We start from the raw sequence: 13,764 nt of genomic DNA on the forward strand, positions 1-13,764 counted from the left end.
CTACTGATGCAGTGCAAACCATGATCCCGACGCTCGACGTGACCGAGCGCCCGGCCCCGCGTCCCAAGGTTGAAGCCGGCGTCAAGCTGCGCGGCGCCGAGAAGGTTGCACGCATCCCGGTGAAGATCATTCCGACCACCGAACTGCCGAAGAAACCCGACTGGATCCGCGTGCGCATCCCGGTTTCGCCGGAAGTCGACCGCATCAAGAGCCTGCTGCGCAAGCACAAGCTGCACAGCGTCTGCGAAGAGGCGTCCTGCCCGAACCTGGGCGAGTGCTTCTCCGGCGGCACCGCGACCTTCATGATCATGGGTGACATCTGCACCCGTCGTTGCCCGTTCTGTGACGTTGGCCACGGTCGTCCGAAGCCACTGGACGTCAACGAGCCGGAAAGCCTGGCCATCGCCATCGCCGACCTGAAACTCAAGTATGTGGTGATCACCTCGGTTGACCGCGACGACCTGCGTGACGGCGGTGCCCAGCACTTCGCCGACTGCATCCGCGAAATCCGCAAACTGTCGCCGAACGTGCAGCTCGAGACCCTGGTCCCGGACTACCGTGGCCGCATGGACATCGCCCTGGAAATCACCGCGGCCGAGCCGCCGGATGTGTTCAACCACAACCTGGAAACCGTACCGCGCCTGTACAAGGCTGCGCGTCCGGGTTCGGACTACCAGTGGTCGCTGACCCTGCTGCAACGCTTCAAGCAGATGATGCCGCACATTCCGACCAAATCCGGCCTGATGCTGGGTCTGGGCGAGACCGACGACGAAGTCATCGAAGTCATGAAGCGCATGCGCGAACACGACATCGACATGCTGACCCTGGGCCAGTACCTGCAACCGTCCCGCAGCCACTTGCCGGTGCAGCGTTTCGTGCACCCGGACACCTTCGCCTGGTTCGCCGAGGAAGGTTACAAGATGGGCTTCAAGAACGTCGCGTCCGGCCCGTTGGTGCGTTCTTCGTACCACGCCGACGAACAGGCGAAACTGGTCAAGGCCGAGCTGCTCGGTTCCTGATTCAGCGCTGAATAAAAAATGCCCGCCGGGGTTTATCGCCCGGCGGGCATTTTTTTGCCTGGCTTACACTCGTTACTGACTTTTCCTGCAATTTGCGGCGCGGCCGAGCCTCTTCTGTTTGTCGCCGTTCCTGACTACTGTGTGAGCATGACTTCACACAGGGAGATCCATGGATGACCGTTCGACCGACCCACACCCTTTTTCCGCACAAGCCCGTGCCCGCGCTGCCGTCGGAAGGGCTGATAGGCGTCATTGCGCCCGCCGGCCCCGGCACGCTGGATACCGAAAAGGCCGTTCAGTGGATGCGCGCCCGGGGTTACGGTTTGCGGGTGTTCCCTGGCGTCTACGAGAAGGATGGCTATCTGGCCGGCAGCGACGAGGTGCGGCTCAACGATCTGCACGCGGCGTTCGCTGACGAGGAGGTGGATGCAATCATTTGCCTGCGCGGTGGTTACGGCACGCCAAGGTTGCTGGACCGGATCGACTACGACTTGCTGAGCCGCCATGCCAAGCCCTTCGTCGGTTACAGCGACATCACAGCTCTGCATCTGGCCATCAGTCGCTACGCCGGGTTCGTGACCTTTCACGGGCCGTTATTGAATGCCGATCTGCTGGGTGACAAGGAACCGCCGACGGTGACGTCGTTCTTCGCCATGCTGCGCGGTCAGTTGAAGGCCGGCAGTGTGCTGAGTCATCCGGCGGCTTATCCATTGACCACAGTGGAGCCCGGCATTGCTCACGGGCGTTTGCAGGGTGGCAATCTGGCGATGATCGCCGCGACCCTGGGCACGCCTTACGAAATCGATGTCGAAGGGGTGATTCTGCTGATCGAGGACATCAACGAGCCGCTGTACCGGATCGACCGCTTGCTGACCCAGATGCGTCTGGCGGGCAAGTTGGCCAGATTGCGTGGCGTGCTGGTCGGGGATGTGGCGGGCGTGGATGTCGAGGCCTTGAACCGCTTGCTCAAGCAGACCTTTGAACCCCTGCGGATTCCGGTGCTTTCAGGATGGCGTAGCGGGCACTGTAATCCGAACCTGACGCTGCCGTTGGGGGCGCTGGTTCGACTGGACGCAGGGAAGAAGGAGTTGATGCTGGAACAGGATGTGGTGATTCGCTGATCGAGCCGCAAAAAAAGACCGCCGCCTGAAGAGGCGGCGGTCTTTTGGTTTTTACTGGTTACGCAGGCTTTCCAGCAGCTTGTGCGTCGGATAACCGTCCGCCGGCCAGCCGAATGACTGCTGCGCAGCGCGAATCGCCTTGCGCGTATTGGCACCGATGATGCCGTCGGCGGTGCCTGCGTCGTAGTTGCGCGCGGTCAGCAGGTTTTGCAGTTCGATCCGTTCGGTGCGGCTCAACGGCAGATCGTCTTTTGGCCAGCTGCCATTGATAAGGCCGGCACCGTTGAAGCGCTCGGACAACAGGCTGACGGCCAGTGCGTAGGACGACGAGTTGTTGTATTTGAGGATCGCCCGGAAGTTATCGAGGAACAGGAACGCCGGGCCGCGGTAGCCGGCCGGCAGCAGCAGGGCGGCGGACAGTTGCTCGGAGCCGGCCGGCACCTGGCCGCCGTTCGGCAGGATCACACCCAGTTGCCGCCATTCGGCGACGCTCTTGCGAATTGCGCCGTCGGCCAAGGTGTAGTTGAAACCGCTCGGCAGCTGCACTTCGAAGCCCCACGGCTGGCCACGCTGCCAGCCGGAGCTTTGCAGGTAATGCGCGGTGGAGGCCAATGCGTCAGCGGGGCTGCCCCAGATGTCGCGGCGACCGTCACCGTCGAAATCCACGGCATGAGTGTTGTAGGTGGTCGGGATGAACTGGGTCTGGCCCATGGCGCCGGCCCAGGAGCCGAGCATTTTCTCCGGCGTGATGTCGCCCTGTTGCAGGATCTGCAGCGCCGCAATCAGCTGCGCATGTGCAAAGCCCGGGCGGCGGCCTTCATAGGCCAGGGTCGCCAGCGAGTTGATCACCGACTTGCTGCCCTGGAACTGGCCGAAGTTGCTTTCCATTCCCCACACCGACACCAGTGCCTGACGATCGACGCCGTAACGCTGTTCGATGCTTTGCAGAATATCGGCGTACTGGCTGATCAGCGCCTGGCCTTTGCGCACGCGCAAGGGCGAAAGGGCGCCGTCCAGGTATTCCCATACCGGCCGGGCGAACTCCGGCTGGCTGCGGTCGGCGCGAATCACGCTGGCATCGAAACTGACATTGGCGAACGCGCGGTCGAACAGGTCGGCACGAATGCCGGCAGCCAGAGCTTCCTTGCGGAAACCGGCCTGCCATTCGGCAAAGGTCTGGGTCGGTTGCAGGTCGAGGTTGTCACCGGACGGCACTACCGGCGGGATGACCGCTGGGGCTGTGGCAACGGGAACGGTCTGAAGCGGTTGAGCGTCGGCGGCGGTGGGTTTTTCCGCGCAGGCGACGAGCAGTACGAAGCTGGAGGCAGCGATCAGTTGGCGCAAGGGCCAACGACGGGAAAGACTGAGGGGCATGCACAGGTCCAGGGGATACGAATCAGGTGCAGACCTTAACATGAGGAAGGGGTGCTGTGCTTCAAGCGGCCAGAAAGTAAGAAGCCTCCCAGCTGTCAGACTGGAAGGCTTCGCGGCGGTAGCTGCCCTTACCCTTGGTTGGTCGTTCCTGGCGGCTGCGGAACAGGGGTTGGGCGACGATGGATTTGGCCTTGTTGTGGCCATGTTTCGATGGCTTTTTGCTCATGAGAATTCTCTCGATTGAGTGGGTCTTTGCGCGGCAGATAATCTGCCGATCTCGAACGTCTGTCTATAGGACCGAGGGCGGGATGTTCTGTAGGAAATGGCCTGGATAAAAAACGGGATCGCAGAGCGCGATCCCGGATTTCATTCGGCAGGCAATGTCAGACGCTGACCGGCCATCAGCAGCGCCAACCGGCTCAGGCTCATCCACGGCGAACCGGCCGCCTGGCCCTTGATCTGCGCATCGATGCGCTGGGCTTCGAGCAGCAACTGCGCCCAGCGTTGCGCCGAGTAGCGTTGCAGGGCCTTGCTCATCAGCGGTTTGCGCTTGTCCCAGACCGGCGGCTTGGCCTGACTGAAGCACTTGTCCAGCGGTGTGCCCTGACTGTATTGCAACGAGATGTTGGCCAGCAGGCGCAACTCACGGGCCAGGGCCCAGAGAATCACCGGCGGCTCGACCCCTTCACCGCGCAGCCCTTCGAGCATGCGCAGGGCGTGGGCTGGTTCGCCGTTGAGCACCGCGTCGGTCAGGCCGAACACGTCGAAGCGCGCACTATCGGCCACGGCCGCCTGCACGGTTTCGACGGTAATCTGCCCGCCCTCGGCCATCAGCTTGAGCTTTTCGATCTCTTGCGCAGCGGCCAGCAGGTTGCCTTCGACCCGCGCGGCAATCAGCTCGACCGCGTCCTGGCTGGCTGACAGGCCGGCCTGGGACAGGCGCTGACGAATCCAGCTCGGCAACTGGTTGGCGTCCACCGGCCAGATCTGCACGAACTGGGTCTGCTGACCTTCGACCAGCGCCTTGCCCCACTTGGTTTTCTGCGCGCTACCGTCCAGCTTCGGCAGGCTGATCAACAGCACCGTGTCTTCTGCCGGGCGCGAGCAGTATTCGATGAGGGCGGCCGCGCCCTTGTCACCGGGCTTGCCCGAAGGCAGGCGCAGTTCCAGCAGGCGTTTTTCGGCGAACAGCGACATGCTGGCGCCAGCCTGCAGCAACGTCCCCCAATCGAAATTGGCGTCGGCGGCAAAGACCTGGCGTTCGTCGAATCCTTGCTGACGGGCGGCAGAGCGAATGGCGTCGGCAGCTTCCTGGCACAGCAGCGGGTCATCGCCGCTGATGATGTAGACCGGCGCGAGAGCGCCTTGCAGGTGTTTGCCGAGTTGGGCGGGAGCGAGCTTCATAAGAGAGGGCGAACGGGGCGCCTGAGCGCCCCGAACGTCTTACTGCTGCGGCAGTTCGAGCGGCGACTGGCGCGGGGTTTCCGCTTCAGCCTTCTGTGCCGCTTCGAGGGCGTCGGCTTCTGCCTTGGCCCGTGCATTGGCGGTTTGCTGCAGAGCGTCCAGCTGTGCCGGCGTCAGCTGTTGCAGACGCAGCATCATGCGCTGTACCAGCTCGCGGCGGGTTTCACGGCGGGCATCGTTGGCTTCCTGGTCGGAACCCACCAGATTGTTGCCGTCGTGGATGAACACTTTCTGCACTTCAAGCTTGTCGCTTTTCAGCAGCAAATCTTTTTCGCCACGGATATCGTAGGTAAGGACGGTGCTGACCTGGTACTCGCCGGTACGACCGGCGCCGGCGTAGCTGAGAATCCGCTGGGATTCCTGCTCATCGGCCAGATACAGCTTGTACGGTGCACCGGTAACGACCTTGACGCCGCTGGACTCCAGCACCTGACGCAGTTGCGTCACGGTTTCGCCGTAGGCGTTGCGGGCGCTCAGGTCGAGCTCCTTGATCGATAGCTCATTGGTGCCGGTGCCACGCAGCTGGAAACCGCAGGCGCTCAACAGGACGGCGAGGCCCATCACCAGCAGATTGCGTTTGATCATTGTGTTGCTCCCCTTGAAACCATGTGGGCCGACTCTGTGGCCCGAAAGGTTTTACTGGACGCCAGGCTCACCTGACGCCCGATCCAATTAGCTGGCGACGATATTGACCAGTTTCCCGGGCACTACGATCACTTTGCGAATCGTCAGGCCGTCAACGAAACGCAGCACGTTTTCGTTGGCGCGGGCTGCCGCTTCGACTTCTTCACGGGTGGCGGCGGCCGGCATTTCGATCTGGCCGCGCAGCTTGCCGTTGACCTGGATCACCAGGGTCAGGCTGTCCTGCACCAGCGCGCTTTCGTCCAGCACCGGCCAGCCGGCGTCGATCACCGGATCGGCGTGGCCCAGACGGTTCCACAGCTCGTGGCTGATGTGCGGCGTGATCGGTGCGAGCAGCAGCGTCACGGTTTCCAGACCTTCCTGAACCAGTGCGCGATCCTGTTCGGTCGCTTGCGCGGCTTTTTCCAGCACGTTCATCAGCGTCATCACCTGGGCGATGGCGGTGTTGAATTTGTGGTTCTGGCCGACGTCGTGGCTGGCCTGCTTGATCGCCTGGTGGATCGCGCGGCGAATGACTTTCTGCTCGTCATTCAGGCCGGCGATGTCCAGTTTGCCCGGCAGACCCTGAGTGACATGGGCCTGAGCCAGACGCCAGACGCGCTTGAGGAAGCGGTGCGAGCCTTCCACGCCGGAGTCCGACCATTCAGCGCTCATGTCAGGTGGCGAGGCGAACATCATGAACAGACGGCAGGTGTCGGCGCCGAACTGGTCGATCATCGACTGAGGGTCGACGCCGTTGTTCTTCGACTTGGCCATCTTCTCGGTGCCGCCGATTTCCACCGGCAGGCCGTCGGCGATCAGCTTGGCGCTGATGACCTTGGCCTTGCTGTCGCGCTCGAGTTCCACGTCCGCCGGGTTGAACCAGGTGTAGGCACCGTTGGCTTCACGACGATAGTAAGTCTCGGCGACCACCATGCCCTGGGTCAGCAGATTCTTGAACGGCTCGTTGGAGCTCACCAGGCCTTCGTCACGCATCAGCTTGTGGAAGAAGCGTGCGTAGAGCAGGTGAAGAATGGCGTGTTCGATACCGCCGATGTACTGATCCACCGGCAACCAGTGGTCGGCCGCGGATTTTTCCACCAGACCGCCTTCGAAGTGCGGCGAGGCGTAACGGGCGTAGTACCAGGACGACTCGACGAAGGTGTCCATGGTGTCGGTTTCACGCTTGGCAGGCTGACCGCATTTCGGGCAGGCGCACTCGTAGAACTCGGGCATGCGCGCCAGCGGCGAACCGGCGCCGTCCGGCACCACGTCTTCCGGCAGAACGACAGGCAGTTGATCTTCCGGCACCGGCACGTCACCGCAGGCATCGCAGTGGATGATCGGGATCGGGCAACCCCAGTAGCGTTGACGGCTGATGCCCCAGTCGCGCAGGCGGAACTGGGTGCGCGAGGCGCCGAGGTTTTTCTTGATCAGGGCGACTTCCATGGCGTCGAACGCGCCAGCGAAGTCCAGGCCGTCGAACTCGCCGGAGTTGATCAGCGTGCCGTGCTCGCCGTAGGCGTCCTGCCATGGCGCCGGGTTGGTTTCACCGGAGCTGGTGCGCACCACGGATTTGACCGGCAGGTTGTACTTGTGGGCGAATTCGAAATCGCGCTCGTCGTGCGCCGGCACCGCCATGACCGCGCCGTCGCCGTAGTGCATCAGCACGTAGTTGGCGACCCACACCGGCAGTTTTTCGCCGGTCAGCGGGTGCTCGACGAACAGGCCGGTCGGCAGGCCTTTCTTCTCTTGGGTGGCGACGTCGGCTTCGGCGACGCTGCCGCCCTTGCATTCGGCGATGAACGCTTGCAGCTCAGGGTTGTTCTTCGCGGCGAGAGCAGCCAGATGATGCTCGGCGGCCACGGCAACATAGGTTGCGCCCATCAGGGTGTCCGGACGGGTGGTGAAGACTTTCAGGGTGCCGCTTTCGCCGATCGAATCGACGTTGTACGGGAACTGCACTTCCATCCCGCGCGACTTGCCGATCCAGTTGCGCTGCATGGTCTTGACTTGCTCGGGCCAGCCGGTCAGTTCGTCGAGGCTCTCCAGCAGCTCATCCGCGTAAGCGGTGATCTTGAAGTAGTACATCGGGATTTCGCGCTTTTCGATCAGCGCGCCGGAACGCCAGCCGCGACCGTCGATGACCTGCTCGTTAGCCAGAACGGTCTGGTCGATCGGGTCCCAGTTCACGGTGCCGTTCTTGCGGTAGATCACGCCTTTTTCGAACAGGCGAGTGAACAGCCATTGTTCCCAGCGGTAGTAATCCGGTTTGCAGGTGGTGACTTCGCGCGACCAGTCCACCGCCAGGCCCAGGCTGCGCAGCTGGGACTTCATGTAGGCGATGTTTTCATAGGTCCACTTGGCCGGAGCCACGTTGTTCTTCATCGCGGCGTTTTCCGCCGGCATGCCGAAGGCGTCCCAACCCATCGGTTGCAGAACGTTCTTGCCGAGCATGCGCTGGTAGCGGGAGATCACGTCGCCGATGGTGTAGTTGCGCACGTGCCCCATGTGTAGCTTGCCGCTGGGGTAAGGGAACATCGACAGGCAGTAGTAAGTCTCCTTGCCTGGCTGTTCACTGACTTCAAAGGACTTTTGCTCGTCCCAGAAGGACTGGGCGGCGGCTTCGATTTCACGGGGCTGATATTGTTCGTGCATGGCTACTTTTGTACTGGATAGGGGTGGCCTAATCCTCTTCAATGCGACGTTCGGGACGTGCCGGACGAGCTGGAAGTGGAGTTACAGGAAGCGCCGTAGCATACATGACCGCGCTCGGCCTAGGGAAACCCTGATTGCAGCCGTTTGACCGGCTGAAATTGCGGCGAGGGCCGTTGGTCGCGGCGTGCAGCCGGTTTGTGCAGCGAAGCTAAGCTCTAACTGGGGAGTGAGTCTTATCTTCAATGAGGTGAGGGATGGTGGAGTCACAGCAAAAAAACGTTACCAAACCCGAGTTGTACGAGCGGTTGATCGATCGTCTGGGTATGGCCCTGGACGCGGCAAAAACCGCTGGAAGGCTGCGCGACGAGCGCCCCCTGGAGCTGGAATTGCGTGGCTTGAGTCCCGCCGAGTTCAAACTGGTCAAGGCCTATCTGGATCGCAGTGAGCGTGAAACCCACGGATACCTGTCACAAGCCGTGAAACAACTCGATGCAGCCCATACGGCCAAGGTCATCTGGCTCAAGGACAAGGCGCCCGGCAGAGACACCGTCAAGGTGCGGACTCTGCAGGCCAAGTAAACGCATGGCAGGTCAAAAAGCGGATCTTTTTCAACGGGATCCGACCCTACTGGTTGTCGCGCTGCATCAACCCACTTAGGCTTCGGGCATCTCTGGAGATGCTCGATGCCTTTTCGTTATTTCATTAAACAACTTCTATTGCCGCCCGGCCTTCTTTTGCTGCTGTTGCTGGCGGCCTGGTGGCTGCGTCGCTCGCGGCCACGGCTGGCGGGGCTGTGTTTTGCCCTGGGGTTTGGCGGCTTTTGGCTGATGAGTCTGCCGGTGGTCGTGCAGTGGGGCGCCAAGGCGTTGGAGCGTGAGCCGCCGCTGGCCCGGGAAGCATGGACAAGCCTGGCGCAGCGCGCCGATGCGATTGTGGTGCTGGGCTCCGGTCGTGAGCGCGGCGATCTCGCCTGGGGCGAAGATCAGCCGACCGGTGTCGGGCTGGAGCGCCAGCGTTACGCGGCGCGACTGGCCAAGGCTTCGGGGTTGCCGATTCTGACCAGTGGTGGCCTGCATTACGGTACGCCGCCGACTGAAGCCAAATTGATGGCCGACTCGTTGCGTGATGATTTCGGTGTGACGGTGCGCTGGCAGGAAGGGGAGAGCCGCACCACGTGGGAAAACGCCGAATTCAGCGCCAAAGTGCTGTTGCCGGAAGGCGTCAAACGCATCGTGCTGGTGACCCAGGCCTGGCACATGCCGCGAGCGGTGTGGAGTTATCAACAGGCAGGATTCGAAGTGGTGCCGGCGCCGGTTGGTTTTCTAGGTACGGACAATGCCCGGCCGTTTGGCGGCTGGCTGCCTGAGTTCAAGTCGATCTGGCAGAGCGGGCAGTTGATGAACGAAGCGGTGGGGCAGATCGGTTATTCGATGTTCTATCGAGGGGGTGACAGCGCCGATTGACGCGGTGTCGTTGGTGGCGCCTTCGCGAGCAAGCTCGCTCCCACAGCGGTCATCTGTGGGAGCGGGCGATATCTCAGAGTGTCTTGGACATCCGATTGGTCATCAGCGCCCAGCCGAACAGCACCACGCACAGGATGATCAGCGGCCACGAGCGCCATTGCAGATACGGCGTCAGGTTGTGCATCGGCACCACTTCGCCGTACAGCACGCCCTGTTCGAACTGCGGGATACGCTCGGTGATCTGCCCGAACGGGTTGATCAGCCCAGTCACACCGTTGTTGGTCGCACGAATCATCCAGCGTCCGGCCTCAAGCGCGCGCATCTGCGCCATTTGCAGATGTTGCAATGGGCCGATGGACGTACCGAACCAGGTGTCGTTGCTGATCGTCAGCAGCAGATCGCTGCGTGCCGCCAGGCCTGCGGCGAACTCCGGATACACCACTTCGTAGCAGATGAACGGCGCGATCTGATATCCCTTGGCCTGCAACAAGGCCTGATCGGCAGGGCCGCGGGCGAAGTCGGACATCGGCAGGTCGAAGAATGCGATCAGCCCGCGCAGGATGTCCTGCAACGGTACGTACTCGCCGAACGGCACCAGTTTTTGCTTGAGATAGGTGCCATCGCCTTCGCCAACCACGGTGATGCCGTTGTAGAAGCGTCTCTCGTGGTGAACCATTTCGCGGATCGGTACGCCGGTGATCAGCGCTGATTTACGCTCGGCGGCGAAGTTGCCCATCATGGTCAGGTAGCCCTCGGCGGACTCCTTGAGCACCGGGACGGCGGTTTCCGGCCAGATCAGCAGGTCCACCGGTTTGGAGCGGAAACTCAGGTCGCGGTACAGCGCCAGTTGCGCATTGAGTTCGGCCGGGTCCCATTTCATGCTTTGCGCGACGTTGCCCTGAATCGCGGCAACGGTCAGCGGCGCGCCCGCCGGGCTGGTCCAGGCATGGCCCTTGAGCGCAATGCCCGCCGCCCATGGCCCGATCAGCAATACCAGGCCGGCAGCGATGAAGGCTTTGCGGCGGGTTTGCAGCAGGCGCGGTGCGTTGTAGATCAGTGCAGCGGTCAGTGCCAGGACGAACGACACCAGCCACATGCCGCCTACTGGAGCGAGCCCGGCCAGCGGGCCGTCGAGCTGGCTGTAACCGGAATACAGCCACGGGAAACCGGTGAGGAACCAGCCACGGAAAGCTTCCTGACCCACCCACAGCGCCGCGAACGCCAGGGCGTCGGCCACCGGCGCTTCGTTACGCCGCAGCCAGCGCGCCCACAGCCACGCGGGCAGGGCGAAGAACCAGGCAATGGCCGCCGTGAAGATCAGCATCAGGGACCCGGCCAGCAGCACCGAAGCGCCGCCGAAGTGGTGGATGCTGTAATAGATCCAGCTGGTGCCGGCGCCGAACAGGCCGAAACCGAAGCACCAGCCACGGCCCAGGGCTTGTCGCGGGCTCAGCTCGCGCAGGCCGGCATAGAACAGGCCGACCGCCAGCAACGCCAGCGGCCAGAGATCGAACGGTGCCAGAGCGAAGGTGGTGATTGCACCGGCCGCCACGGCCAGCAGGTTACCGGGCCAGCCGGGGCGGGTTGTCCAGCGCATTTCAATCCTTAGATTTTTTACCGGGCGATTGGGGTCAGTCGCAGCAAATGAATCCGACGGCTGTCGGCGTTCAGGATGCGGAAACGATAGGCGCCGATTTCAGTGATTTCGTTGCGTTTTGGCAAGTGCCCGAACGCGCTCATCACCAGCCCGCCGACGGTGTCGAACTCGTCGTCGGAGAATTCGCTGTCGAAGAACTCGTTGAAGTTCTCGATCGGCGTCAGGGCCTTGATCAGGAAGTCACCGCTGGGCAGCGGCTTGATGTAGCTGTCTTCTTCGACGTCGTGCTCGTCTTCGATGTCGCCGACGATCTGCTCGAGCACGTCTTCGATGGTCACCAGGCCGGCCACGCCGCCGTATTCGTCGATCACGATGGCCATGTGGTTGTGGTTGGCGCGGAATTCACGCAGCAACACGTTCAGACGCTTGGACTCCGGCACGAACGTGGCCGGGCGCAGCAGGTCCTTGATGTTGAAGCTGTCGCCGTTCTCCTTGAGGATCAGCGGCAGCAGATCCTTGGCCAGCAGCACGCCCATCACGTCGTCATGGCTTTCGCCGATGACCGGGTAGCGCGAGTGGGCCGAGTCGACCACGGCAGGGAGGAATTCGCGGGGTGTCTGGGTCGCCTTGATGCTGATCATCTGCGAGCGCGGCACCATGATGTCGCGAACCTGCAGGTCAGCCACCTGGATGGCGCCTTCGACGATGGCCAGCGCTTCGCTGTCCAGCAGTTTGTTCTGATGTGCATCGCGCAGCAGCTCAAGCAGCTCCTGGCGGTTCTTCGGCTCGTGGGCAAAAGCCTGGGTCAGTTTGCCCAGCCATGACTTTTGCCCGTTGCTCGATCGATCTTCGCTCATAGCGATTACTCTGAATCCTTTGTTGTAACAGTAGGGGATGTTTCGGTTTCGTCGTCCGCGTACGGATCGGGATAACCCAATTCGGCAAGCAACTCGCGTTCCAGTGCTTCCATTTCCTCGGCTTCCTCGTCATCTATATGGTCGTAACCAAGCAGATGCAAGCAGCCGTGAATGACCAGATGTGCCCAGTGGGCCTTTAGTTCCTTGCCCTGTTCGGCAGCTTCGCGCTCGACCACCGCCACGCAGATCACCAGATCGCCCAGCAATGGAATGTCGAGAAACTCGTCGGGCACTTCGGCGGGAAAGGACAGGACGTTGGTCGCGTAATCCTTGTGGCGCCAGGTGTGATTCAGTTCACGGCCTTCTTCCTCGTCGACCAGACGAATGGTCATTTCCGAGTCAGCGGTACGCTGGCGCAGGGCCAGTTCGCACCATTGGCGGAACTCGGCTTCGGTCGGCGCAGACGCTTCGGTCGCGATTTGCAGGTCAAGCTCAAGCATCGTGGCGGGTGTCCTTTGGCGCTTCATCAGCGACACGCGTCTCGAAGCGCTCGTAGGCTTCGACGATGCGTTGCACCAACGGGTGGCGCACCACGTCTTTGGGCTGGAAGTGGGTGAAGCTGATACCCGGCACATCTTTCAGGACTTCGATGACGTGATGAAGTCCGGATTTGGTGCCGCGCGGCAGGTCGACCTGGGTGATGTCGCCGGTGATCACGGCCGTGGAGCCGAAACCAATCCGGGTCAGGAACATCTTCATCTGCTCGACGGTGGTGTTCTGACTTTCGTCGAGAATGATGAAGCTGTTGTTCAGCGTGCGACCGCGCATGTAGGCCAGCGGCGCGACTTCGATCACCTGACGCTCGATCAGCTTGGCCACGTATTCGAAACCGAGCATCTCGTAGAGCGCGTCGTAGAGCGGGCGCAGGTACGGGTCGATCTTCTGCGACAGATCGCCGGGCAGGAAGCCGAGTTTCTCACCCGCTTCGACCGCCGGACGCACCAGCAGGATGCGACGGATCTGTTCACGCTCCAGCGCATCGACGGCGCAGGCGACAGCCAGATAGGTCTTGCCGGTACCGGCCGGGCCGATGCCGAAGTTGATGTCGTTGCCGAGAATTTCCTTCACATAGCGCAGCTGGTTCAAGCCGCGTGGGCGAATCATGCCTTTCTTGGTGCGCAGGGCGACGGAGGCTTCGGCGGGGGCGGGGTTGTCCAGTTGCTCGACGGCCGATTCCTGGAGGAACAGGTGAACCGTATCCGGCGACAGCTCTGAACCCTTGGTTTCCCGGTACAGGCGGCGAATCAGGTTTTCCGCGGAAGTGGTGTGCTTGGGCTCGCCGATCAGCTCGAACTGATTGCCGCGATTGCGGATCTCGATGGCCAGGCGCTGTTCGATCAGCCGCAAGTGCTCGTCGAACTGCCCGCACAGATTGGCGAAGCGGCGAGCCTCAAAGGGCTCGAGGATGAAACGATGTGGTTCGATGGGTGCGTTCAAGGTCGTATTTAGCCGCCCTGGGGCAATTAGGATGAAATCAAGGATAACGCCAGCGGCGTGGGTGCGAAAGCTCTTAAATTGATGCCGTTCCTG

The 13,764-nt window shown here is 61.9% G+C and carries 13 protein-coding genes; 4 read left to right on the forward strand and 9 right to left on the reverse strand.

Features of this window, described 5'->3' with window-relative positions:
- Positions 1-20 precede the first annotated feature (20 nt).
- Together lipA and AC07XZ_RS07285 are read left to right on the forward strand one after the other, a co-directional pair.
- Positions 21-1,019: a lipoyl synthase gene (lipA, locus tag AC07XZ_RS07280; protein ID WP_162130488.1), complete on the forward strand. Its 999-nt coding sequence runs from the start codon at positions 21-23 to the stop codon at positions 1,017-1,019.
- A gap of 173 nt (positions 1,020-1,192) precedes the next feature.
- Positions 1,193-2,140 (forward strand): S66 peptidase family protein, encoded by a 948-nt coding sequence (locus tag AC07XZ_RS07285; protein ID WP_085747651.1) that lies wholly within the window; start codon positions 1,193-1,195, stop codon positions 2,138-2,140.
- A 51-nt stretch (positions 2,141-2,191) separates the two neighbouring features.
- Here the strand turns inward: AC07XZ_RS07285 and AC07XZ_RS07290 are convergent, their stop codons facing one another.
- The 5 genes from AC07XZ_RS07290 to leuS form a co-directional block, all read right to left on the reverse strand.
- On the reverse strand, positions 2,192-3,514 hold the full coding sequence (locus tag AC07XZ_RS07290; RefSeq protein WP_102686364.1) for a lytic murein transglycosylase: 1,323 nt from the start codon (positions 3,512-3,514) through the stop codon (positions 2,192-2,194).
- Between the two features lie 61 nt (positions 3,515-3,575).
- Positions 3,576-3,740 (reverse strand): alternative ribosome rescue factor ArfA, encoded by a 165-nt coding sequence (gene arfA / locus AC07XZ_RS07295; protein WP_007958672.1) that lies wholly within the window; start codon positions 3,738-3,740, stop codon positions 3,576-3,578.
- Positions 3,741-3,880: 140 nt separating this feature from the next.
- Positions 3,881-4,918, reverse strand: a complete 1,038-nt coding sequence (gene holA / locus AC07XZ_RS07300; RefSeq protein ID WP_007958673.1) for a DNA polymerase III subunit delta — start codon at positions 4,916-4,918, stop codon at positions 3,881-3,883.
- 39 nt (positions 4,919-4,957) lie between these two features.
- Positions 4,958-5,563: an LPS-assembly lipoprotein LptE gene (locus AC07XZ_RS07305; protein WP_085747653.1), complete on the reverse strand. Its 606-nt coding sequence runs from the start codon at positions 5,561-5,563 to the stop codon at positions 4,958-4,960.
- Between the two features lie 87 nt (positions 5,564-5,650).
- The gene (leuS, locus tag AC07XZ_RS07310) at positions 5,651-8,257 is read right to left on the reverse strand and encodes a leucine--tRNA ligase (RefSeq protein ID WP_102686363.1); all 2,607 of its coding nucleotides are present in this window, start codon (positions 8,255-8,257) and stop codon (positions 5,651-5,653) included.
- Between the two features lie 254 nt (positions 8,258-8,511).
- Between leuS and AC07XZ_RS07315 the strand changes: the two genes are divergently transcribed.
- Positions 8,512-8,835, forward strand: a complete 324-nt coding sequence (locus tag AC07XZ_RS07315; protein ID WP_085747655.1) for a hypothetical protein — start codon at positions 8,512-8,514, stop codon at positions 8,833-8,835.
- Positions 8,836-8,940: 105 nt separating this feature from the next.
- Positions 8,941-9,720, forward strand: a complete 780-nt coding sequence (locus AC07XZ_RS07320) for a YdcF family protein (protein ID WP_085747656.1) — start codon at positions 8,941-8,943, stop codon at positions 9,718-9,720.
- 73 nt (positions 9,721-9,793) lie between these two features.
- Here the strand turns inward: AC07XZ_RS07320 and lnt are convergent, their stop codons facing one another.
- From lnt to AC07XZ_RS07340, 4 genes are read right to left on the reverse strand one after another with little or no spacing between them, the layout of a single operon-like run.
- On the reverse strand, positions 9,794-11,317 hold the full coding sequence (gene lnt / locus AC07XZ_RS07325) for an apolipoprotein N-acyltransferase (protein WP_102686362.1): 1,524 nt from the start codon (positions 11,315-11,317) through the stop codon (positions 9,794-9,796).
- A 17-nt stretch (positions 11,318-11,334) separates the two neighbouring features.
- Positions 11,335-12,174, reverse strand: a complete 840-nt coding sequence (locus tag AC07XZ_RS07330; protein ID WP_007909641.1) for a CorC family transporter — start codon at positions 12,172-12,174, stop codon at positions 11,335-11,337.
- A gap of 5 nt (positions 12,175-12,179) precedes the next feature.
- Positions 12,180-12,674, reverse strand: coding sequence for an rRNA maturation RNase YbeY (gene ybeY, locus AC07XZ_RS07335; RefSeq protein ID WP_007958682.1), 495 nt, complete (start codon positions 12,672-12,674; stop codon positions 12,180-12,182).
- A complete protein-coding gene (locus AC07XZ_RS07340) occupies positions 12,667-13,671 on the reverse strand; it encodes a PhoH family protein (protein ID WP_085747658.1) in 1,005 nt (334 codons plus the stop codon). The genes ybeY and AC07XZ_RS07340 overlap by 8 nt, the downstream gene beginning before the upstream one ends.
- Positions 13,672-13,764: the final 93 nt, after the last annotated feature.

This window comes from Pseudomonas sp. GW458-11-26-14-LB4, from assembly GCF_059423925.1.